The 23,446-nt window shown below is 49.3% G+C and carries 17 protein-coding genes; 11 read left to right on the top strand and 6 right to left on the bottom strand.

Annotated elements, in window-relative coordinates; genetic code table 11:
- Window positions 1-94 precede the first annotated feature (94 nt).
- Together GRF55_RS03045 and GRF55_RS03040 are read right to left on the bottom strand one after the other, a co-directional pair.
- The gene (locus tag GRF55_RS03045) at window positions 95-2,944 is read right to left on the bottom strand and encodes a bifunctional fucokinase/fucose-1-phosphate guanylyltransferase (protein ID WP_220369596.1); all 2,850 of its coding nucleotides are present in this window, start codon (window positions 2,942-2,944) and stop codon (window positions 95-97) included.
- The gene (locus tag GRF55_RS03040; protein ID WP_220369086.1) at window positions 2,944-5,460 is read right to left on the bottom strand and encodes a YfhO family protein; all 2,517 of its coding nucleotides are present in this window, start codon (window positions 5,458-5,460) and stop codon (window positions 2,944-2,946) included. Before GRF55_RS03040 ends, GRF55_RS03045 begins: the two co-directional genes overlap by 1 nt.
- A gap of 399 nt (window positions 5,461-5,859) precedes the next feature.
- Here GRF55_RS03040 and GRF55_RS03035 point away from each other — a divergent pair, with 399 nt between their 5' ends.
- Entirely contained in the window at window positions 5,860-6,528 is a 669-nt protein-coding gene (locus GRF55_RS03035) for a 5'-methylthioadenosine/adenosylhomocysteine nucleosidase (RefSeq protein ID WP_220369085.1), read from the top strand.
- A gap of 1,127 nt (window positions 6,529-7,655) precedes the next feature.
- Here GRF55_RS03035 and GRF55_RS03030 read toward each other — a convergent pair.
- The 3 genes from GRF55_RS03030 to GRF55_RS03020 all read right to left on the bottom strand — a co-directional run bounded on the left by GRF55_RS03030 (window position 7,656) and on the right by GRF55_RS03020 (window position 12,118).
- On the bottom strand, window positions 7,656-7,835 hold the full coding sequence (locus GRF55_RS03030; protein ID WP_220369084.1) for a hypothetical protein: 180 nt from the start codon (window positions 7,833-7,835) through the stop codon (window positions 7,656-7,658).
- 111 nt (window positions 7,836-7,946) lie between these two features.
- Window positions 7,947-9,989 carry a leucine-rich repeat domain-containing protein gene (locus GRF55_RS03025; RefSeq protein WP_220369083.1) on the bottom strand — a complete coding sequence of 681 codons (2,043 nt, stop codon included), beginning with the start codon at window positions 9,987-9,989 and terminating at the stop codon, window positions 7,947-7,949.
- Between the two features lie 800 nt (window positions 9,990-10,789).
- On the bottom strand, window positions 10,790-12,118 hold the full coding sequence (locus GRF55_RS03020; RefSeq protein ID WP_220369082.1) for a leucine-rich repeat protein: 1,329 nt from the start codon (window positions 12,116-12,118) through the stop codon (window positions 10,790-10,792).
- A gap of 876 nt (window positions 12,119-12,994) precedes the next feature.
- Between GRF55_RS03020 and GRF55_RS03015 the strand changes: the two genes are divergently transcribed.
- From GRF55_RS03015 to GRF55_RS02970, 10 genes are all read left to right on the top strand, one after another.
- A complete protein-coding gene (locus GRF55_RS03015; protein ID WP_220369081.1) occupies window positions 12,995-14,236 on the top strand; it encodes an exo-alpha-sialidase in 1,242 nt (413 codons plus the stop codon).
- 217 nt (window positions 14,237-14,453) lie between these two features.
- The gene (gene nusB, locus GRF55_RS03010) at window positions 14,454-15,437 is read left to right on the top strand and encodes a transcription antitermination factor NusB (RefSeq protein ID WP_220369080.1); all 984 of its coding nucleotides are present in this window, start codon (window positions 14,454-14,456) and stop codon (window positions 15,435-15,437) included.
- A 22-nt stretch (window positions 15,438-15,459) separates the two neighbouring features.
- Window positions 15,460-15,795 (top strand): preprotein translocase subunit YajC, encoded by a 336-nt coding sequence (gene yajC, locus GRF55_RS03005; RefSeq protein ID WP_220369079.1) that lies wholly within the window; start codon window positions 15,460-15,462, stop codon window positions 15,793-15,795.
- 16 nt (window positions 15,796-15,811) lie between these two features.
- Window positions 15,812-16,780, top strand: coding sequence for a CdaR family protein (locus GRF55_RS03000; RefSeq protein ID WP_220369078.1), 969 nt, complete (start codon window positions 15,812-15,814; stop codon window positions 16,778-16,780).
- A complete protein-coding gene (coaE, locus tag GRF55_RS02995) occupies window positions 16,777-17,358 on the top strand; it encodes a dephospho-CoA kinase (protein WP_220369077.1) in 582 nt (193 codons plus the stop codon). Before GRF55_RS03000 ends, coaE begins: the two co-directional genes overlap by 4 nt.
- A 19-nt stretch (window positions 17,359-17,377) precedes the next feature.
- On the top strand, window positions 17,378-17,806 hold the full coding sequence (locus tag GRF55_RS02990) for a DUF5606 domain-containing protein (RefSeq protein ID WP_220369076.1): 429 nt from the start codon (window positions 17,378-17,380) through the stop codon (window positions 17,804-17,806).
- 183 nt (window positions 17,807-17,989) lie between these two features.
- Window positions 17,990-18,643: a 50S ribosomal protein L25/general stress protein Ctc gene (locus GRF55_RS02985; protein ID WP_220369075.1), complete on the top strand. Its 654-nt coding sequence runs from the start codon at window positions 17,990-17,992 to the stop codon at window positions 18,641-18,643.
- A gap of 49 nt (window positions 18,644-18,692) precedes the next feature.
- Window positions 18,693-19,325 (top strand): aminoacyl-tRNA hydrolase, encoded by a 633-nt coding sequence (pth, locus tag GRF55_RS02980; RefSeq protein WP_220369074.1) that lies wholly within the window; start codon window positions 18,693-18,695, stop codon window positions 19,323-19,325.
- Between the two features lie 4 nt (window positions 19,326-19,329).
- Window positions 19,330-19,755, top strand: a complete 426-nt coding sequence (locus tag GRF55_RS02975) for an RNA-binding S4 domain-containing protein (RefSeq protein WP_220369073.1) — start codon at window positions 19,330-19,332, stop codon at window positions 19,753-19,755.
- Window positions 19,756-19,796: 41 nt separating this feature from the next.
- Window positions 19,797-20,372, top strand: a complete 576-nt coding sequence (locus GRF55_RS02970; protein WP_220369072.1) for a phosphoribosylglycinamide formyltransferase — start codon at window positions 19,797-19,799, stop codon at window positions 20,370-20,372.
- Between the two features lie 87 nt (window positions 20,373-20,459).
- Here the strand turns inward: GRF55_RS02970 and GRF55_RS02965 are convergent, their stop codons facing one another.
- A complete protein-coding gene (locus GRF55_RS02965) occupies window positions 20,460-23,411 on the bottom strand; it encodes a TonB-dependent receptor (RefSeq protein WP_220369071.1) in 2,952 nt (983 codons plus the stop codon).
- Window positions 23,412-23,446 lie beyond the last annotated feature (35 nt).

Below are 23,446 nucleotides of genomic sequence, written 5' to 3'. Positions count from 1 at the left end.
AAGTGTATATTTATGCAGTGAGGCAAAGTGGATTTTCGCAAAGAATAAAGACACGACAGACAGGCTGTATGGGATAGACAATCTTAAAAGGACATCAACTCCTGCTCACTTGCAACCCACTGTTACTCAGCGCCATATCCACGAAGCGGGCGTTGCTGTTCAGCGGATGGTCGGTGAGCAGCTGGCGGATACGGGCTGCCGCCTCATCGTCTTTGGCTATCATGTAGAGATAACCGCCACCGCCGGCACCGGGCAACTTATAGCCCAAGCACAGGTCATCGACCATCGCCGTGAGCTGCTGCACATTCTCGGGATTCGTTCCGCTGTCCAAGAGTTGGTTCTGCTGCCACGTTTTCCGCACCAGTCGTCCCAATTCCTCAAACTGATTGCGCTGCAACGCCTCATACAGACAATGGGCGTGTGCCTTCATCTCGCGCAGCAGTGCCAGTTCGGCATGCTGGTTGAGGAACATTTTCCGAACGATTTCAGCAAGTATTTTCTTGGCTGTCCGCGTGATGCCCGTATAATATAGAAGATGCAGATGGCGGTATTCAGGATTGGTAAACAGCGTGTCGGGCAGCCAGTGCACCACCGGACTCTGCTCGAATCCCTGTTCGGTCTGCAACAGCTTCACGCCGTGCAGCAGTCCGCCGAACTGGTCTTGCCATCCACCGCCGGTCGTCAGCAGTTGTTCCAAGACAAGGGTCTGCCTGCCAATCTCGTTTTTGTCCCATCCCAGACCGCAAAAGTCGTTCAGTGCCCCGAGCACGGTGGATGCCAGCAGACTGCTGGTTCCGAGTCCGCTGCCTGCGGGGATAGCCGACAGGAGAGTCACCTCGATACCGGCTCCGAAGGCGTTCAACTGCTCGTCGAGACTGCTGAAATGTTCTTCCGAATAGGCGGGAAGGAACCCGGCGAGCGCCAGTGCTGCCTTCGGGATGGAGAACGGGCTACCCACCTTCTGGAAATCAGCCAGTTGTTCATAGGTCGTCACTTGCTCCATGGCTCCCATATCGATACTGCGCAACACAATCTTCCGCTCGGCAGAAGGGCGTACGTAGGCTTGCAGGGGCGGTTGCCCGTTGAGTTCGATGGCGATATTGACCACGCTGCCGCCTTCCATCAGGCAGAACGGGGGCGTATCGGTCCATCCGCCGGCAAGGTCGATGCGCACGGGTGAGCGTCCCCACACAATCTGGTCGGAGCAGACAGACAGGCGCGGTGCCTGTCTTGCCATCGCAACGGCAGAGGTCAGTCCCTCGCTCAGCAGCGAGAAGGCTTTCCGCTCGTCGTCTTCGCCGCCCGTTCCTTTCAGTCTTGTCATCTCCGAGCGGAACATCGCGTCGTGGATGCGCGTCATCAGCGGCTCATCGTCGCTCAGCGGGTGTGGAACAGCTACGTTGTGCTCCACGAACTGCCGCGCCGTGTCCTCGAGGTCGAGCTGATAGAAAATGTTGTGGCGGTGGTTCTTCGCGAGGAAGGGCAGACACTTGCCACGATTCTCCCGCCGCTGGTCGTTCAATCGCCTGAGGTTGGCTTGTGCGGCAATCTCGTCGGCACTCAGTCGGGACGACATGTTCCAAATCATCCGTCCACCGTCTTGGAACGGCTCGTTGAGCATCCACCGGAGCACCAGTCCGGCATCGCTCTCATTGTTCACCACTGGGAAGATGCGTGCCCGCTGTAAGTCATCGCCCTGCTCAATGGCTGTAAGGTCTATCCGCCGCTCTTCCGCCCATGTGGGGAAGGGTTTGCCGATGAACGTGGTGTCCATCGACGTGACGGCACCGCGGAAAGTATCATCCATGCCATACGGACGGACGGCATATTGCGTCTCGCCTATCGGCACGATATCCACACACTGCCCGGCTGTCAGTTCTATCTGCCAGGCATTGTCGGGCACACCGGTAATCACGTGGTCGTGTTCCAGTGTCCACTTCTCACTCACACAACTGTTCTCCACCCACAGATGGTGGTTCTTTTCGGTGATGGTGACCCACGTTTCGGCATTCTGCACAAACATGGCAGGATGGGGTTTGAGCGAGTGATGGAGCACCCGCCGCTGGTCGTTGGTCAGATTCTGCACGGCAAGCATCGAGGAAATCAGTTCGCGCGACGTACCGAAATGATAGAACTCGCCGCCCTGCAATGGCACGACCGCCACGCGCAACGGATTCACGTCGGCATCTTTCAACGTAGGACAAGCGCCTAACGCACCGCCGAAATCGGTATAAAGGTCATAGAAATCAATTTCGTCTCCCTTCCTGCTCTTCCGCATCAGCACCTCCACGGCACGGTCGCTGAGCAGCCACACCCCAATATCGGTCAGATAGAAATGGTCTTTCTGCAGCTCGCCCAGTGTCTGCACGGTAGGTTTCTGAAGCATGCACTTCAGTTCGTTGGGACGCCGACGGTCGCAGACGAACACTCCGTGGTGACTGGCAATGGTGCTGTCAAGCCACAACCCATAGCACACCACATCGGCATCGGGTATCGGTAACAGCGGCTCGGTGGCACGGATATAGACATCGCCGCTGACAATCATCGTGTGCAACGACTTCGGAGCAGCTGCCATCATCTGCTCATAGAGCGGCAACTGCAGCGAGAGCAGGTTTTGCGACAACTGCTGTCCGCGCTCCCAACGGAACACCGGCATCGGGGTCAGTATCTTTCCCGACGGCGCATACGAGGGCAGCCGCCGGCTTTGACCGCCGGCATGGAGCAGGATTCGCTGCTCACCGCCCAGCCACTGCATAAAATCGCTGTCAGCGCCAGCACCTTTTTCTGCATTGAAAGCCTCTTTCAACAGCCACGCCGTGCCACCGCCCGACCCCAGTTTCCTATCGACGGGGTCACTCGTGCAGAACCATTCCCGCCCGGGAAGTCCGGTGATATCGTGAAAACAATCTACCACATGCGGTGGCAGAGACAGCAATTTCTTCATCATTCCTCAGTCTTTTTGGTTGTTCTGACAGCACTCCATATCGCATATGCAAAGCCCAACAGCAACAGGCAAAGGGCTATATAGGCAATGGTCTCGGTCTCCTTCACCGTCTTGGGGAAGAAGCTGAGCACCACTTCATGCTCGCCGGCAGGCACTTTCAGCGCACGAAGCACATAGTTCACACGTCCCAGTTCGGCTTCCTGACCATCGATGGTCGCCGTCCAACCAGGATAGTATATCTCTGAGAAGACCACCACGCCGCCCGTCGCCGAACTCAACTTGTAGGTCAGTTGGTTGGGCTCGTAGGCAGTGAGCGTCACTTGCGCCGTACTGTCTTGCGGCTGGCTCTCGCCCAGCACATCCTTGAAGCGGGCATCTGCCACCGCCTCGTGGCGCAGGTCGGTCGTGCCAACTCCGTCCAGTTCTTCATTGGCATTGGCTACGTACGTCACCTTGTTGACAAACCAGCCGTTGCCGAAGGCTGACTGGTTCAAGACGGGCGTCGCACCGCCCTGCAGAGGAACGATGAGATAGCGGGCATTGAGCATATTCAGCACGGGGAAGATGCTGTCGTTGTCTGCCACCGTCACCATCTCGCCCGGCACGAACTGCGCCTTCGAGAGCCCCTGCAGCTCAGGAGCGATGTGTGCATCGATAAGTTCTTGATAGCGGCGCAGTTTGGCAGCATGATAACCGCCAATGCTCTTATGATAGAACGAGGTGTTGTTTTCGTTGAATGGTCCCTGCGAGTCGGTGAGATTCATGACACGATAGTTGAGGGTCTTGTCCTCCAGAATCTTCTTATCGGCAGCCGTCATCTCCTGCGGCTGCTCGCGAACGCTCTTGCTCACAAACATCTTGTCGTTCAGATAGCGCTTGTTCACCATCCACATATCCACCAGACACAGCACGGCGATGCAGCCAATCATCGGAACGGCCTTCAACTTGCCGGCACGATAGAGCAGCAACAGCAGCGTGCCAATGACGATAACGATGACCGTGCGCCAGCAGTCGGCGGTGAAAATGGGGATGCGCATCGACTCAAGACTTGCCAACACGGAAGCCAGATATTCCTGCGGAACATACTGCGACAGCCTGTCAGTATCACCTTGCGACACAAAACTGAAGAAAGTCGTGGGCAGCAGGGCGAACAGCAGCGCAATGCCTGCCGTCAGACCAAAACTCACATAGAGATATTTGGCTTGCTTCTTGAGCAGCTCGGGCTCGTCCACGATGCGCTTCAATGCCAGCATCGCCAGCAACGGAATGGTAAATTCGGCAATGACCAATATCGAAGACACCGTGCGGAACTTGGCATACATCGGCACATAGTCGATGAAAAAGTCTGTAAAAGGCATGAAGTTCTTACCCCATGAGAGCAATATCGAAAGAATGGTGGCGCCAAGCAGTGCCCACTTCATCGGACCCTTGACGATAAACAGTCCCAAGATGAACAGCATCAGCACGAACGCTCCCACATAGACGGGACCTGCCGTGAACGGCTGCTCGCCCCAATATTGATACCACTGACCAAGGAAATCGGAGAACTGCGGGTCGCACTTGCTCATCGCCTCCCGACTCTCCGCCAACTGGTTGTTGTGCGAACCGCCCTTTGCGTTGGGCACCAACAGTGTCCATGTCTCACCGATGCCATACGACCACTGCGTGATATAGTCGCGCTCCAAGCCGCTCGAAGTCTGGTTCGACGCATCGGCATCCTTCTTCACCAACTCGCTCTTGCCACGCATCGACTCTTTCTGATATTCCCACGTGTGATACAGATTCGATATATTCATGCCGATGGCAATCAGTGCAGCCACCGCACACACTGCCGTAGCCTTCCAGAAACGTGCCAACTGTTTCTCCCGAACGGCTTGAACGAGGAATGCCACCACCATCAGCAGGATAATCAGCAGATAGTAGTAGGTCATCTGAACGTGGTTGGCGCTCACTTCAAAGGCGGCAAATATTGCCGTCACGATGAAGCCCCACAGGTATTTGCCGCGATAGGCAAGCACCATTCCGCCAATCATCGGCGGCAGATATGCCAGCGCCATCACCTTCCAGATGTGCCCGGCGGCAATGATAATAAAGAAATAGGAGGAGAATGCCCACACGATGGCTCCCAGCGCTGCCAGCCACTGGCGGAAATTGAACGCACGCAGCAGGATGTAGAAGCCCAACAGATAGACGAAAACATACCACACATTCTCGGGCAGCCACAGGTGATAAGCCTTCACCGCCTGATTCAGCACCGCCGTACTGTTGTACGAAGGAGCCGTCTGATAGGTCGGCATGCCGCTGAACAGCGCATTCGTCCAGCGCGTACGCTCTCCCGTACGCTCATAATATTCCGCCGCTTCCTGCCCCGCGCCGCGACCGGCAGAGGCATCATGCTGATACAAGATGCGCCCCTCGATGTCGGCAGGGAAGAAATAAGCGAAAGAAATCAATGCAAAAATCACGACCACCAACACGTCTGGCAGCCACAGTTTCCAGTTATTCAATGTCTTCATCTTTATCTGATTATTCCTTTAATTTTAGTTCCGGAAGTGTTAAAACAACCAATATTCAGTCGCCTACGGCGAGAAATCGTTCAAATCTGTACAAATCTATTTTGAAAGATTTGAAAGGATTTGTGAGATTTCTGTCACGGAGTGACACTCATTTTCAGATGTTTTTCAGTCGCCTACGGCGAGAAATCGTTCAAATCTGTACAAATCTATTTTGAAAGATTTGAAAGGATTTGTGAGATTTCTGTCACGGAGTGACACTCATTTTCAGATGTTTAGCACAAGCGAAACTTGAACCTTTAATATAAACAGCTTTCATATTCTCGCCACAAAATTACGAAATAAATCGAAATTCTCCGATATATTTTGTAATTTTGTAGTCCAATTAAACAGAACATCAACATGAAAATCGGTATCATTGTAGCGATGGATAAGGAGCTCACGCAGCTCAAGTCGCTTTTCGACAGCAAAGAAATATTGGTAGAGAAGTGCGGAATCGGCAAAGTGAATGCAGCACTCGGTGCCCAGCGGATGATTAACGAGTTCCGTCCCGATGTACTCATCTCCTCAGGATGTGCGGGCGGAAACGGTGACGAACTCAACATTCAGGACGTGATAGTCAGTTCCGAACTGTGCTATCACGACGTGCATTGCGGCACTGCCATCGACCACACGACGCAAGACGGTCAGGTGCAAGGCATGCCGCCGCGCTTCAAGGCTGACCCCTGGCTGCTGGAAAAAGCGCAGCAAATTGCAACTACCCAGTCAACGCTCAAGATTCATCAGGGGCTTATCGTCACTGGCGACTGGTTTGTTGACACGCGTGAGAAGATGCGTGAAATCGTCGGGAAGTTCCCCGAGGCAAAGGCAGTGGATATGGAGTCGTGCGCTATTGCTCAGACCTGCTACATCCACAATGTGCCGTTCATCTCTTTCCGCATCATCAGCGACATTCCCCTGCGCGACACCAACGCATCACAATACCACAATTTCTGGGAAACCATCGCGGAAAACTCTTTCCAAGTAACAAAAAACTTTGTTGCAGCGTTGCGCGAAGAGACGCTCCGCTAATCGACAACTCAAGTTTCACTTGTACTAAACATCTGAAAATGAGTGTCACTTCGTGACAGAAATCTCACAAATCCTTTCAAATCTTTCAAAATAGATTTGTTTGATTTGTACAGATTTGAAAGATTTCTCGCCACAGGCGACTGAAAAACATCTGAAAATGAGTGTCACTTCGTGACAGAAATCACACAAATCCTTTCAAATCTTTCAAAATAGATTTGTTTGATTTGTACAGATTTGAAAGATTTCTCGCCACAGGCGACTGAGACGCTCCGCTAATTGACAATTGACAAAGAGTAGCCCCTCCCTGACCCTCCCCCAAATGGGGAGGGAATGCCTGACGGGAGCAAATTGCAAATTCAGCAGAACGGAGCTGTCTGTCGGGGGAACGAGTGTTTTTATCCCGAAAATGTCCGAAAACATCGAATGCGTCCGAAAATAAAAGTTTTCGCCTTTTTCGTCGTTTTAGTTTTTTTCGGAATGCTTATTACTTAATTACCCTAATTTTACCGCTGAATGGCGGGCAGCCGCCCCCTTCCCCTCTCACCGTTCTGTCGGATTTGCAATCCGACAGTAAATAAGATATCAGGATTTACAATCCGCTTAATACGTTTTTTTGTTTTATCGGATTGCAAATCCTTATGGCAAATGCGTCTGGATTGCAAATCCAGACGAACGGGGACGCTCCGCTAATCGACAACTCAAGTTTCACTTGTACTAAACATCTGAAAATGAGTGTCACTTCGTGACAGAAATCTCACAAATCCTTTCAAATCTTTCAAAATAGATTTGTTTGATTTGTACAGATTTGAAAGATTTCTCGCCACAGGCGACTGAATTGAAAATCAGCGACCGAAGGGAGAGCTAATATTAGTATTTCGCATACTTGCGAAACTTAATTGATAATTGACAATTCTTTTAGTCGCTACGCTTGGTAAAAGCGTCAGAGACGATTAGACAAATATGGTTAGGGATTCCCAGGGCTCCCAGAATTCCCAGTCCTCCCACTCCTCCCAGCCCTCCAAAAAGTCAGCGGGATGCGCACACCATGCACATCCCGCTGCTTAGTTTCTAAGGCTGTCTCCCGCCAGGCTTATTCCTCCCCCATTTGGGGGGAGGTCAGGAGGGGGCTACTCCAACTCATCGTCCCACACGTTTGGTCCTTTGGGGAATCCTGGACTTTCAGCCGTTCCTGGGTCAACCGGCGGCACGGTCGGATCTACCGGCAGCGACACAGCGATGTCGTTCTCTGTCTCTATGCCCAGCTTCTTAATGAGCGGGGCTGCGTACACTTTCTTTTCTCTCTTCATATCTTTATCTGTTTTCTATTTTTATCTCTCAAACAAGCCTTTCTCCCCCCTATCTAACTCCCTCCCTTTGGGAGGGATTAAGGGTGGGTTGAGGGGCTTTAGTGCTGGGCTTTACTTCACAACCACCTTTTTACCACCACGAACGTAGATACCCTTCATGGTCGGTTCGCCCTGCAGGCGTGTACCGTCGATGGTGTACCAAGCACCGTTATCAACGGTATTTTCTACGTTATCAATAGTACGAATGCTTGTCAAGTCATCAAAAGTGAGTGACAGTTCTTTAGCTTCACCACCTTCGAATGTTCTAGGCAGATAAGCCAAACCAGCAGCCAGCGTACCGTCATTAGCCTTCACGAACTTACCATTACTCAAAAGTAAGTTCCATGTGTTTCCTTCCTGACCTTTGAAATTGGTATTCTCTGTTACGTTAGCAACGAGGAGGTTGTCTGTGAATTCATCTGCACTCTCTGAACCGTCGAAGAGAACTTGAACTTGTACACCTGCAAAACTTACATCTTTTTCCATCACAGCACCAGTATTGGCTGGCAGCTTTTTGCTACTGATTTCCTCCAACTGAGCAGAAGCATCGTTTGTTGCAGTCACTTTGTAGATAGCAGGTGTGCTCGTATATATGAAATGTAAAGGCACATCACAAGACACCGTACCATATTGATTGGGTTTATTCACGTATGCAATAAGCATATAATTTGCATTAGTACCATCAAACAAAACTTTCCAACTATCATTGTTAGCATAGTTGCTTGCCTTTGTATAACTATTGGTCGGATAGAGAAGAAACGCTGCAGTCGATTTAATTCCACTAAATGCGTCTGCTCCTAATGCAGATGGGGTCATATTTTGAAGAATAACAGTTTCAAGATTTGTACATCCTTTAAATGCATTAGCACCGATTGTTTCCAATGTTGTATTAGCATCATTAAGATAGACTGCCGTCATTGATGTACAATTTTCAAAAGCGCTCGTGGTAAGTAATGTCACTTTTGGAAGATATACATAAGACTGAGTATCACTTGAACCAATTCCTACCAATGAAGATGCTCCAGAGAAAGCCCTTATGCCAACTTCTTTAACATTATATTTGGTAATCACCCTTTGTAAACTTGTACACCCATTAAAAGCATCTTGGTAGAAATAAGTATAATATCCTGTTGATTGATTCATTTTTACCGTTTCTATACTTTCGCAATTATAAAATGCATAAGCACGAGCCAGATAAACTTTTGGCAACGAAACTACATTTTCTGTACTGCCGATTGTTTTAAGTTTAGTACATTTGTAAAAAGCAAAATTTCCTAAAGACGTAAGATTTTCACACCCTGTAACTGTGTGTAATTTATAAGTTGTTAAGTTATTATAGAAAGCTCTTTCTCCAATAGATTCGATTAAAGGAAGTTGAATCGTCGTCATAGAAGTACTATTAAAGAATGCGCGCAGTCCTATCGACGTAACTTGAGGTAGAGCTATAATATTAGCCGTTTTTCCTACTCTCGTAAGAGATTGACAATTAAAAAAGGCAGAATCTGGAATCTCTGTAATAGAAGGGTCATATCCACCAAAAGTTACAGTTGTTAATCTCCGACAACTACTAAAAGCCGAAGAGGCAATACTCACACAAGATCTTCCCAATTCTGCTGATGTCACATAATCACACCCCTTGAAACAACTCCCTTGTAAAGTTGTATTTGCATATCGACTTTTAATCGAAGTTATTCCTGTACAACCTTGGAAACAATATTTAGGAATTACATTGTTAAGTAAATGCACTATATTTTCTGTAGAATAGGTGCCTTCCACCCATTTTAAAGTTTTCAGTCCTGTACAGCCTTTAAAAGTCCCCTCGCCTAATACTGGCTTAAAACTTGCAGGAGCTAATACAATTTTTGTAATACTCGTCTTGTTTTCAAATGCGTAATCACCAAAACCTGTTACTGTTATGGAATCTTCACCATATTTAAATTTCTGACTAATTGTCAACTCTGTAGCTGAACCTGTATAACCAGTAATTATTGCAGATGTTCCATCTATAGAATACACAACTCCTTGATCATCGGTATAAGAAGTCTGTGCGCTCACGCTATTTGCTCCCACGAACAGCATGGCGAGCATTACAATTAAAGTGTAAGTTTTTCTCATAATTGTCATTTTATTATTGTTATTAATGTTAAATCTATGTCGTGTGCGGACACATTATTATATATTCCGACATGTAAATGTAACTATTTTCTACGAACGAACCAAACTTTTGACACGTTTTTTGCCGTTTTCCTAACATTTTATATCCATATTGGCATATATATTGAATAAAACACAAAGGGAAGCCCCCTCCAACCTCCCCCCATTGGGGGAGGCTTTCTGCTGCCAGACACCTGTCCTCGTTCGGGCGGATACACCGATCCGCCCGCAGTTCATTCTCCGTCCTGCTGAATTTACAATCCGCTCCCGTCAGGCGTTCCCTCCCCATTTGGGGGAGGGTCAGGGAGGGGCTACTCTTTGTCAATTGTCAATTAGCGGAGCGTCTCAGTCGCCTGTGGCGAGAAATCTTTCAAATCTGTACAAATCAAACAAATCTATTTTGAAAGATTTGAAAGGATTTGTGAGATTTCTGTCACGGAGTGACACTCATTTTCAGATGTTTAGTACAAGTGAAACTTGAGTTGTCGATTAGTGGAGCGTCCCCGTTCGTCTGGATTTGCAATCCAGACGCAATTATTATAAGGATTTGTAATCCGATAAGGAGCACATTAAGCGGATTGTAAATCCTGATATCTTATTGGCTGACGGATTGCAAATCCGACAGAACGGTGGGGGAAGCCCCCTCCAACCTCCCCCCACTGGGGGAGGGACTAAGGGTGGGTTATTACTTAACCACTACCTTTGGCTTCGCCGAAATCGTTCACGTTCGGCAAAGAAAGAGTGTGACTCTTTCTCTGCGCTCACTTAACCACGATTTTCTTACCACCACGAACGTAGATGCCCTTCGTGGTCGGCTCTGCCTGCAGGCGCTTGCCGTCGATGGTGTACCATGCGTCGTTGCCATTGAGAGCATCGTCGGCAGAGATGGTGGTGATGCCAGAAACGGCATTACCGTTTTTCATTTCAATATAGCCCGAACCTATATTAATGGTAGTCTCTTCAGTGACTTTAGACCAAGTGCCTTCGCTGCCCTTCGTAGTTACAGGAGCAAAAGTGTAGTAGTTGGTCGTGCCATCAGAAGCGGGGAGCGTAACGGGTGCTGTCGATGCGCCCGTCAGATAGTTCGTATAAGTCACTTCCGGATTCTCCGTCAAGAAACTCATTACCCAATAAGGACTGGTACCGGTCCCAGTATATTGTATTATGAGTGCATTGCCAGCTGCCAGCACCCTATCTTCTCCTGTCAATTCTTCCAAATCCACCGTGATGCCAGCACTCGTTTCTGTTACACCTGACACATAATACACGTTTAGTCCGTTACCTGTCAACTTATAAGGCACCTGAGTGCTGACCACTCGCTTATATCCTCGCGTTGCACTTGTACTGAAAAGAACATATGCTTTTACCTGGGATGCATAGTCACCGACTTGATTCATAAACTCCCACGTAACCTGTTCCGGGTTGTACATCATAATCCTTGTTCCTGCTGCAATTCCCGCAAAGGTCGTCGGCGTTACGGTAGGCGTCACATACAGGAGGAGATTAGTCAGTGCATCACAGCCTTCAAAGGCATTACTGCCGATGGTAGTGGCGTAAAGTTGGATATTGGTCATACTGCTCATGCCTTTAAATGCGCAATTGCCAACCGTCAATTTGTTTGACCAGCGCGCATAGACATAGGTCACTGCAGAACAGCCTTCGAAACAACTTTCCGGAACGACACCACTCGTCGTTATATAGAAGCGGTCGGTAATATAGTTGCCCGTTGCACCTGAAGATGGTGCCCATGAAAAGAACTTCAAGGCCGTACAACCCTTGAATGCCTTAGGACCAAAGGTGTAACTGTTGTTCCTGCCAAGCACAATCTTCTGAATGGTTGTATTGTCCTCAAAAGCACTGGGCCCGAATCCTGTCACGTTGACGGTCGTGTCTTTGCCTTCCTTGTTGTAGGTAATGGTAGCAGGAATGTTGACTGTCGTCTCGCTGCCGAGATAGCTCGTCACGTATGCATTACCACTTGTGTAGAAGTTGAACGTGAAGTCGCCCACGGTCACGTCGTCAGCTGCTTTCGCCACGTTCACAAACAGGATGGCTGCTGCCATCATCAAAAAGCGTAAATGTTTTCTCATAATCGTTATGTTTTAAGTGAATAATAGTCTTTGTTTTGCTAAGAACGACGCATCAAATATAGTATTTATTTCGCTATCTTCCAACAACTTTTTTCTCGTTCGGGAAAAATTGTCCATAGTAAGTGACAAAATGTCCCTAATTTTGCATAAAACACTTACCTTTATTCTGTTTTTCGGAGGAGAAAGTGACATTTTTCCGACTTCCAACCCATTCGACGTAACACGTATGGATTGCCATCATTTTACTTTTCGTCACCCGTTTCTCCCCTTTCCGCAAATGTTAAAATGTAAAGATTTCACCCGAAAAATTTTTACACGAAAGACGGAAGTTTTTGAATAAACATACAAGAGTTTCTGCATAATCATGCAAAACGTGCCCGTTTTCACCCGAAAAATGATGAAAATTGCGCCCAAAAGCTCAACTTTTGCACTTCAAAAGGGGAACTCTTGGAATGCGAAAGTTCAACTTTCGCACACTGAAAGTTGAACTTTCACAACGCGACGCCGCATATATTCAGCATAAAACCCAAAAATCCACTTTCTAACTCACTGATTTTCAGAAAACTTTTCGCAGGAGCGCATAAAATGCTTCCGCCCTCCCAACAGTCCACCGACTTAAATATACATCAATACAGCGCGTTAATTTTTGTAAAGAAATGTAAACAGGGGACCTCACACAAGCTAAGCCCCACCCCTTCTCCATTCCTCCCTTCGGGAGAGACTGGGATGGGTTCACGTCATTTGGGGGACTGGAAATTAAGACGGGACTCCCGCTTTTCTCAATCATTAAATTTGTCCGAACGAGGAAAAATGCGTATCTTTGTATGTGTTTTGCTCCGACCAGAGCACATGTAACAAAAAGTCTTATATATAATAATGAGAAATCCGATATACCGCCGCCTTCCGATTGCCGTGCTGATTGCCGGCATGGGCATGATTGCCAGTCCCACACACGCCAGCGACACGCGTGACAGCAAGGGAGACACGACACGCATTACAGCCACCTTCCAGTTTATCACACCCGCCGTCGATAAATCCTCCGACAAGGAGAAGTCGCCAGCCTTTCCGCCCTCCGTACACGCCTCGACGATTGTGGAGCTGCAGAACGGCGACCTGCTTGCCGCATGGTTTGCCGGGGCGTATGAAGGTCACCCCGACGTGAAGATATGGACCGCACGGCGGGAGAAAGGGGCGCTGACATGGACGACGCCTGTGGTGGCTGCCGACGGCACATTTCCCACCTCATCGCCGTCCGAACGGGAACTGGCACGCATGGCAGGGATTGACTCCACCGACCACGGGCGAAAAGCATGTTACAACCCCGTGCTCTGCCAGATGCCCGACGGCGAAGTGGTGCTGTTCTACAAGATTGGGCGCTTCGTGCAGGACTGGACGGGCTGGCTGGTGCGCTCGAAGGACAACGGACGCACTTGGTCGGCAAAGGAGCCGCTGCCGGAAGGGTTTCTCGGACCGGTGAAGAACAAGCCCATCGTGCTGGACGGCAGCCTGCTCTGCCCATCGAGCACGGAGAAAGGCGGGTGGAAGATACATTTCGAACGGTATGAGCTGGACGCTGGCGGGCACTTTCCCGACGGCAAAAAGCTGACAGGCAGCGCCACGATGGTCGGTCCGGTGGCAGCGGAGAAGGCAGAGAAGACATTCGAACAGGGCACGCTGTCGCCCATCGGATGCATCCAACCCTCCATCCTGCGACTGAAAGACGGCAGACTGGCGGTGCTCTGCCGCACACAGAACGGACGGCTGGCAACGAGCTGCAGCAGCGACGGAGGCCGCTCGTGGACACCCGTCACACTGACCACGCTGCCCAACAACAATTCAGGAACCGATGCCGTAACGCTGCGCGACGGCAGACAGTTGCTCGTCTATAACCCCAACGCCACGCAGCCCGGCGAGCATAACGCACCGCGCACACCGCTCATCGTAGCCGTCAGCGACGATGACGGGGCGCACTGGCAACCCCTCCTCACCCTCGAAGACAGCCACATCAGCGAATATTCCTACCCCGCCGTCATCGAAGGGCACGACGGCACCATCCATATCACCTACACCTGGCGACGCGAACGAGTGAGGTATGTGAAGGTTATAATTGATAATTGATAGTTGATAATTGATAAATATGGTTAGAGTTTTAAAGAATTAAGAATTAAGAATTAAAAATTAAGAATTGTGATTAGGAACCTCCAACCATATTTATCCATTGTAAAATTTTCAATTATCAATTATTTTTCTTGCACGAGTAAAAAAAAAATACTACTTTTGCACGACATTGAAAAGAATTGTAGCGACATAACATTTATCAAAAATACTAAAACACATGATTAACAGGGAATTGATTCGCATCAAGATTGTCCAGCTGACTTATGCCTATTACCAAAACGGGAGCCGCAACATGGACAATGCGGAAAAAGAATTGATGTTCAGCCTCTCCAAAGCATACGACCTTTATATACTGTTACTCGCCCTGATTGTTGCCATCACCAAAGAGATGCGCCATCGCACAGAAATCATGGCAAACCGTGCCGAACGCGAGGGAACGGAAATGCCGTCGGAGAAATTCATCAACAACAAATTTGCCGAACAACTGGAAATCAACAAACCCCTGAAAGAGATTCTGGAAAGTCAGAAACTGACGTGGGACAACGACGTGGAATTCATCAAACGGCTTTGCATCAACATCGAGCAAAGCCAAATCTACAAAGACTATATGGCTGACGAGGAAGACTCCTACGAAGCAGACCGCGAGGTGTGGCGCAAACTATACAAAGCACTCATACAGGACAACAACGACCTGGAAAGTCTGCTCGAGGAGAAAAGCCTCTACTGGAACGACGACAAGACGGTGGTGGACACGTTCGTGCTGAAAACCATCAAGCGCTTCGACCCAAAGGCAAAGGCAAAGCAAGAACTGCTGCCCGAATACAAAGACGAAGAAGACCGCGAGTTTGCACGCAAACTGTTCAGGGCTGCCATCCTCAATGCCGACCAGTATCAGCGATACATGAGCGAGACGTCACGGAACTGGGATTTCTCACGACTGGCATACATGGACATCATCATCATGCAAATCGCCATCGCCGAGATGATGACCTTCCCCAACATTCCAGTCAGCGTGACAATCAACGAATATGTGGAACTTGCCAAACTCTACTCCACACTCAAAAGCGGAGGATACATCAACGGCATGCTCGACGCCATCGCGCGGCATCTCATCAAGACAGGAAAGATGTTCAAGCCCATGGCAACAGACAAAGACGACGCAGCCGAAGAGGGACAAGAACAGGAACAAGAATCAAACTAATCATTAAAATAAACAAAGCACTATGAACACATCTATTTTATTACAGGCTGCCAACGGACAGGGCGGCGGAATGGGATTCCTGATTATGATGGTAGCAATCTTCGCCATCATGTGGTTCTTCATGATTCGCCCGCAGCAAAAGAAACAGAAAGAGATTCGCAACTTCCAAAACGCACTGACCGAAGGCACCAGCGTGGTGACCGGCGGCGGCATCTACGGAACAGTGAAACGCATCGACCATGCAACGGGAAAAATCGACGTGGAAATCTCCAAAGGCGTAGTCATCACCGTTGACAAATCGTTCGTTTACGCCGACGTGAACGCATCACAGATGCAAAACACCAAGGCAGAGAAATAAGCACATGGGAAGCACGGTGGCACGCAGCTTTCAAGCCGTCAAGAACTTCTTGTTCAGGTTTGTGAACAGGAAGTTCCTCGTCTTCCTGTTTTTCCTCGTCATCAGTGGTGTATTCTGGCTGATTACAACCCTCAACGAGACGATGGAAAAAGAGGTCACGATACCCGTCATACTGACCAACGTTCCCAAGAACATGGTCATCATGAGCGACGGCAACGACACGGTGCGCATCACCGTACGCGACAAGGGATACACACTGGCAACCTACTTCTACACAGACCACATCAAGCCGATTGTTGTCAGCCTTCCCTCATACATCAAGAGCGACGAGCATGCCAGCGTCTCACAGGCTGAACTGCAGAAAATGGTGCTTCAACGGATTTACGGCTCATCGCAAGTCATCAACATCAAACCCGACAGACTGGAATACTATTTCGTGAACCACAACTCACAGAAAAGCGTCCCCGTAAGGTTTGCCGGAAATGTGCACGCCGAGCGAAACCATACCATCACCGCCATCAACATCACACCGAAAAACGTGACGGTCTATGCACCACAAAAGATTCTGGACAGCCTGCAGAGCATTCCCATCGGACTGTTCAACATGAGCAGCATCACCGACACGGTACGGAAAGACATCAAACTGCAACGGATGAAAGGCGTGAAAACCGTGCCCGACCAGGTGAGAATCGAAATATGTGCCGACAGGCTCACGGAAAAAACGGTGGAAGTGCCGGTCGAAACCATCAACGTGCCCGACGGAAAGAAGCTGCGCATCTTCCCTTCACGCATCAACATCAAATGCACCGTCGGAGCAAGCCAGTTCAAGAACATCACGGAAGATGACTTCAAGATTGTTGCCGACTACAACTCACTGACAGGAGCAGTGGGCGAAAAGTGCGTCATCCGCCTGGTTGCCGTATCCGAGAAAGTCTCGAACGCCAGACTGGAAGTCAGCGAGGTGGACTACCTTATAGAACAATGAGAAAAGCAGCAGTCACCGGAGGCATCGGAAGCGGCAAGTCGTTCGTCTGCAAACGGCTGGAGGAGAGAGGTATCAACGTCTATGACTGCGATGCGGCTGCCAAACGGCTGATGCACACATCGGAAACTATCCGCAGGGAATTGCAACAGACGGTGGGTAAAGAAGTGTACGCCGACGGACAACTCAACAAAAACAAGTTGGCACAATTCCTCCTTGCATCCGAAGAAAACAAACTGAAGGTCAACAGCATCGTCCACCCCGCCGTGGCAGAAGACTTCGAGAAATCGGGAATGGAGTGGCTCGAAAGCGCCATCCTCTTTGAAAGCGGGTTCGACAAAAGAGTGAAGTTCGACCTCATCGTCTGCGTCACCGCGCCCTTAGCCACACGCATACGGCGCATCATGCAACGCGACGGCATATCACTCGCCCAGGCATTGATGTGGATACACCGACAGATGCCGCAGCGAGAAGTGCGACAGCGAAGCCAGTACATCATCATCAACGATGAAAAACATGGACTGGAAAAACAAATAGAAAACATGATCAACAGCTGGAACATCCCGGCAAAAACTGATTAACAAAAAAGATAAAAACACTATGCAAGAAACCATTCTTTCAATAGCCGGAAAACCAGGGCTCTACAAACTGGTGTCAAGAGGAAAAGGAAACCTCATTGTCGAGACATTGGACGAAACAAAAAAACGCCTGCCGGCATTTGCCACCGACCGCGTGACAAGCCTCGGCGACGTCGCTATCTACACAGAGATGGAAGACGTGCCACTGACCGACGTGTTCGCTTCCATCCTCGAGAAGGAGAACGGAAAACCCTGTTCCATCGCCTACAAGAAAATCGACAGCAAAGAACTGCGTAAGTATTTTGCTGAAGTGCTGCCGGAATTCGACCGTGACCGCGTGCACGACAACGACATCCGCAAACTGCTCTCCTGGTATGACATCCTTGTCAACAACGGCATCACAGACTTTAAGGAAGAAGAGCAGGAAGAAAGCGAAGAAACCGAACAGTAAGGTCCGCAAGGCAACAAAACACCCGATGGCTGAAGCTTTTCAAGAAAAAGTCTTCAGAAAATTCGCTATTCTCATTAAAAAGCATTACCTTTGCACCGCTTTTTCAAAAACACCGAAGAAAGTTATCGTGTGATGGCGAATTAAGCATGTCATTTATTAACAACTTAATTTAGAGTAACACAAATGAAAGAAATTGAAGTAAAAGGTCAGAAACGTAACGACACTGGCAAGAAAGCAGCCAAGCTGCTGAGAAAAGAGGGACTCATCCCCTGTAACCTCTACGGAGAAGCTAAAGACGAGAACGGACTCCCGAAGTCTATGCCGCTCGCAATTCCCATGACGGAACTCCGCAAGGTGGTTTACACACCGCACATCTACGTCATCAACCTCAACATCGACGGAGAGCACCACACAGCCATCCTGAAGGAACTGCAGTTCCACCCGGTGACAGACACACTGCTCCACATCGACTTCTATGAGGTGAACGACCAGAAGCCTATCACTATTGGTATCCCTGTGAAACTCAACGGACTGGCACAAGGTGTGCGTGACGGTGGACGTATGAACCTCGTTGTTCGTAAGATTGACGTAACCGCTCCTTATCAGCAGATTCCCGAGCATCTCGATATCGACGTAACACACATGACCATCGGCAAGAGCATCAAGGTCGGAGAACTCAACTTCCCAGGTCTTGAACTCGCTACCAGCAAAGAGGTGGTGGTATGCTCAGTGAAGATGACACGTGCCGCTACATCTGCCGCCGCAGCCGCTGCCACTGAAGAGGCTCCTGAAGAGGGAGAAGCACCCGCAGAAGAAGCTGCACCCGCTGCAGAATAACAAAGCTCTCATTTGTCCAACCGAACAATCGGAGCAGAGATAAAACAATATGGATAAATATCTCATCGTGGGACTGGGGAACCCCGGCACCGAATATGCCGACACCCGCCACAACACTGGATTTATGGTATTGGACGCTTTCGCAAAAGCGTCCAATACTGTTTTTGAGGACAAACGATACGGATTCGTTGCCGAAACATCCCTGCGGGGAAGGAAAATCTTCCTGCTCAAACCAACCACCTTCATGAACCTCAGCGGAAACGCTGTCAGATATTGGCTCAACAAAGAAAACATCGAACAGGAACGAATGCTCGTCGTGGTCGATGACGTGGCATTGCCACTGGGAAGCATCAGGATAAAAGCAGGGGGAAGCGACGGAGGACACAACGGACTGGGACACATCCAACAACTCATCGGTGCCCAATATCCTCGAATGAGAATGGGAATCGGAAACGACTTCCCCATCGGAGGACAAATCAACTGGGTCCTCGGAACATTCGACGAAGAAGAAAAAAAAGTCCTGCAACCAGCTATCGACACTGCCGTTGAAGCCATCAAAAGCTTCGTTCTTGCAGGTGTCAATATCACCATGAACCAGTTCAACAAAAAAGGTAAGCAGGAAAAGAAAGCTACTGAAGAAAAGAAAGCCGAGCAACAACCGACAGGCAACATCAGCGAGTAAGAACATGAACGAAGCAAGAATTGACAAATGGCTGTGGGCTGCACGCATCTTCAAGACACGCTCCATCGCCGCAGACGCCTGTAAAAACGGACGTGTGACGATCAATGGCGTCAACGTCAAACCGTCAAGACCGCTCAAAGAGGGCGAGGTAGTCAGTGTCAAGAAACCACCAGTCACCTACTCTTTCCGCGTGCTCAAATGTATTGAACAACGAGTAGGCGCCAAACTCTTGCCTGAAATCTACGAAAACGTGACGGACCCGAAACAATATGAAATCCTCGAGATGAGTCGCATCAGCGGATTCATCAACCGGGCGAGAGGAACAGGACGCCCTACAAAAAAAGACCGGCGTTCGATCGAGGCTTTCGTGGAGCCCGCCATGTTCGGATTCGAAGACGATGATGATTTCTTCGACGAAATCACGGAATAACGAAATTACGTTATAACGACATAACGAAACAACAACCAGCCATGAAAAATATTGCCATTTTCGTTTCCGGAAGCGGAACAAATTGTGAAAACATCATCCGACATTTCAGCGGCCACCAGCAGGTCAACATCGCATTGGTGCTGAGCAACCGGGCGGATGCTTATGCCCTCGTCAGGGCGCAACGACTGGGAGTACCGACTGCCGTCGTCAGCAAGAGCGAATTCAACGATGAAAAGAAAATGAACTCCCTGTTAGACTCATACCATATCGACTTCATCGTACTTGCCGGATTCCTCCTCATGGTGCCGTCATTTCTCATCCGCCGATACGACCACCGCATGCTCAACATACACCCTGCCCTACTGCCCAAACACGGGGGAAAGGGGATGTACGGTCACCACGTACATGAAGCGGTAAAGGCAGCCGGCGACACTGAGACAGGAATGACCGTCCACTGGGTGAGCGACGTGTGCGACGGCGGGGAAATCATCGCACAATTCTCCACACCCCTATCGCCTGACGATACCCCTGACGACATTGCGCACAAAGAACATCTGCTCGAAATGGAACACTTCCCGAAAGTCATTGAGAAAACCATACTAGGTTTGAAGGACTAAATACGCAGCTGCCTCAACTTTATACAAACAAAAAAAGGAGCGAAACCGCTCCTTTTTTGTTTTTTCCATTCCCACAAAACATCGTCATCAGAATCCACCAGGGCGACCGCCACCGAAGCCACCTGGACGACCACCAAAGCCGCCACGTGTGCCGCCAGGACCACGCTGATAACCTCCGCCATTTCCGCCACGTGCATCTCTGCCGCCAAAGGCATTGAATCGATAAATCAGATGCAACATGGCATAGGAGTTGATGCTATTATATTCCGTATCACGACGCAGACGCTCATTGATCATACGACTGAGATTGCTCTGGTTGTGCAGAATGTCATAGAATTGCAGCGTTACCGACAATGGCTTTCCTTTGAGGAAACTCTGACTGAATTGCGCATTCCATATCAATTCGTTCGTATTCATCGACTTATCGCTGTAACCGCGACGGGAGTTATTGTTTAATCCCGTAGAGACCGTCATTCCCCAAGGAGCCATCAGGTTGACATTCAGACCATACGAGAACTCCCATGTGTCGAGATCGCTCTGGCTCTGGAGTTTGTTGCGGGCATGGGTGTAGTTCACAGAAGCATTGGGCTCGATTTCTATCCAACTGTTACGATAACTCAGAGAGAGGCGTTCGCCGATGGTCATCGTGCGAGTGGTGTTCTTCTGGGAATCAGACATTCGGTCGAGGCTCAGATAGCCCACATAGTGATTGTAGTTGAAGTTCGTGAACGTATTGACGTTCCAATAGCCCGCAGAGTCGATAGCAGTATTAAACATAAAAGCAGCCATCGTGTTCCAGTTGCCGTTGATGTTTTCGGGTTGCGTGGTGCGTCCACCAGTCCGTTCGTCGTATGTCACCTTGCTACTGATGCTGTTGCGTGTATTCGAATAGTTGATGAAAGTCATAATCGCACGCTGATGGCTCTGTATATAATTATTGTAGAAGAGTCGGAAATTGTTCGTAAACGAAGGTTTCAGACCCGGATTACCTTTCGTGACATTGAGCGGGTCGCTGTCATCGGTGATATCAAGCAGGTCGGTCATACTCGGTTGCGAGGACGTTCCGCGATAGTTGATTCGCAGATTGCTGACACGCGAGAAGCGGTAACGGAACTCTATCGTCGGGCTCCAGTTGGTCACCGTGCGGGTTGTATCAACGTGTATGCCCTGATAGTCTTGCATGTATTTCGATTTCTGCGGTTGAATCATGATACCGGCATTCAACTGGAACTTCGGCTGAATCCAGCGATACATCAACTGCGCCTCGTGTATATAGTTCCGATACTCAGAATAGCGGCTCAGGTCAGTATCCAGATAGTCGCTGATTGGACCTGCCACACGCGACAGATAGGCATTCCAGTTGCGATATTCCGGTGTGATGCCATCAAAGAATGCACGCCCCATTTCGCTGAAATCATACGTTGAGCGGTCACTCTTGTTGAAACGATACTGGTATCTGTAGCTGAATTGCAGAAACATCGCCTTGGCAATCGGCTCACTGTACGTGAATTGCAGGGCATAGCTCCAGTTGCGGGTCGGTGTCACATTGTATCGGTTGGTCTGATAGGTGGAATCCAATCCCAAAGCCGTCTTAATCATGTAAAGATGCACGTCATTTGTGGACAGGCTCGTGTTGTCATTATTTCCAAACGACCAGTCGGTACGGAGTGTCAGGTTTCTTCCTTTCGTGTTCAGTTTGCGATTAAATTGCAGCATCGCGTTGGCACTGTTCGACTTGCCATAGCTCAGATTCATCGTGTTCTGGCTGTTCACCATCAAGTCATCGTCAGCCAACTTCTCAATATCTTCCGGCGACAGTGGGTCCAACACATACAGATAGGGGTCTTCCTTATAAGAAGCCGTGCGCTCCACACGATTTCCATCGCTGGTCGAGAAACTGAAGCTCGGGCGGAACATGATATTGGTCATCGAGTCGGGAGTCCATTCCACACGCATGTTTCCGTTCCACGAATTGCTGCGCGTATAGTTCTGGGATATGCTGTTTGAGAATGAACCGACCGTGCTCACAAAGTTCTCTGTAGCACTGCGTGACCAGATGTCGCCATTACGATGGTTCCAACGTAGGCTGGCATCCAACTTCAGGTGTTTGCTATCATCGTAATTGAAGTTCGCTCCTATCATTTTCGAGGTGTTCAAACCATTGCGGTTGCCACCGAAGCGTCCTCGTCCGCCACCGCCCGGGAAGCCCATATCGTTCGTATTATTGGCATTCCCGAAAAGCATGAAACGGTATTTATCATTGAAATAGCCTCCCATCAAACGCTCTGCGTAGCGGTGCTTCGTACCGATGGCAAGGTCGATATTGCTCATAAAGCCTTTATTCATGCCTGGCTTGATACCGAAGTCGAGCACCATCTGCTCATTGCCGTCATCGATACCTGTTACACGTGCCAGGTCGCTCTTCTCGTCATACGCCTTTATATTGTCAACGATGGAAGCGGGAAGGTTCTTCAGGGCGGTCTGCGTGTCGCCCGTCATAAATTCCTTTCCGCCCACTTTTATCTTGTCCACCGTACGTCCGTTCACCGTTATCTTTCCGTCTTCAGTCACCTCTGCACCGGGAATCTTCTTCACCAGTTCCTCTACCGCCGAGCCTTCCGGCACACGATAAGCCGAGGCGTTGTATTGGAACGTATCTTCTTTGAGTACGACCTTCGCCGCATGACCGGTTGCCGTCACGCCTTTCAGCATGATGGCGTCTGAAGCCATGACAATCGTACCCAAATCGACATCCTTATCATCGGCAATCGCCACATTGCGGGTGACGTCCTTATAGCCGACACTCGTCAGACGAACGATATATTGCCCGTTCTCCGGAGCCGTCAGAGTGAATTTTCCCACGTCATCAGAAATAGCACCTCCGACAAACGTACTGTCTTTTTTCAGCAGTTGGACCGATGTCTGCACCATCTCTTCCTTGGTATCATTATCCACTATCGTACCCGAAATTTTACGTTCCTGAGCATATAAAAGGAGTGATGTAGTCATCACTGCACATAACAATAATACACGCTTCATAGCCTAACTTTAATTCGTTTCTCTTTTGGATGCAA

The organism is Prevotella sp. Rep29 (genome assembly GCF_019551475.1).
Taxonomy (GTDB): Bacteria; Bacteroidota; Bacteroidia; order Bacteroidales; family Bacteroidaceae; genus Prevotella.
This window is presented reverse-complemented; position numbering and strand designations above follow the sequence as displayed.